The sequence below is a fragment of the Cupriavidus sp. GW821-FHT02F09 genome, assembly GCF_059421605.1.
In genome coordinates, this window is sequence record NZ_JBWKVH010000113.1 from 1 (window position 1) to 716 (window position 716).

Sequence of the window (716 nt, forward strand, 5' to 3'; positions counted from 1 at the left end):
AGCCTGGGCTCCATGCTGCTGTACTGGTACCACTACAGCCATAACGGCCGGCGCATCGAAGTCGAGACCGACGACGACACCATCGGCGCGCACTTCCTGCACCTGCTGCACGGCCAGAAGCCGTCCACACTGTGGGAGCGCGCCATGCAGACCTCGCTCAACCTGTACGCCGAGCACGAGTTCAACGCCTCCACCTTCGCCGGCCGCGTGATCGCCGGCACGGGCTCGGACATGTACTCGTCGATCTGCGGCGCCATCGGCGCGCTGCGCGGCCCCAAGCACGGCGGCGCCAACGAAGTGGCGTTCGAGATCCAGAAGCGCTACGACAGCCCGGACGAGGCGCATATCGACATCTCGCGCCGCGTGGAGAACAAGGAAGTGGTGATCGGCTTCGGCCACCCGGTGTACACCACCGGCGACCCGCGCAACCAGGTGATCAAGGAAGTGGCGCGGCGCCTGTCCAAGGATGCCGGCTCGATGAAGATGTTCGACATCGCCGAGCGCCTGGAAACCACCATGTGGGACGCCAAGAAGATGTTCCCCAACCTGGACTGGTTCAGCGCGGTGAGCTATCACATGATGGGCGTGCCCACCGCCATGTTCACCCCGCTGTTCGTGATCGCGCGCACCTCGGGCTGGGCTGCGCATATCATCGAGCAACGCATCGACAACAAGATCATCCGCCCCAGCGCCAACTACACCGGGCCGGAAAACCT

Annotated in this window: 1 protein-coding gene; it reads left to right on the top strand. The window is 64.5% G+C overall.

Annotated elements, in window-relative coordinates:
- The coding region (locus AC07XB_RS39005; RefSeq protein WP_492833294.1) for a citrate/2-methylcitrate synthase at positions 1-716 on the top strand (716 nt) is incomplete at both ends.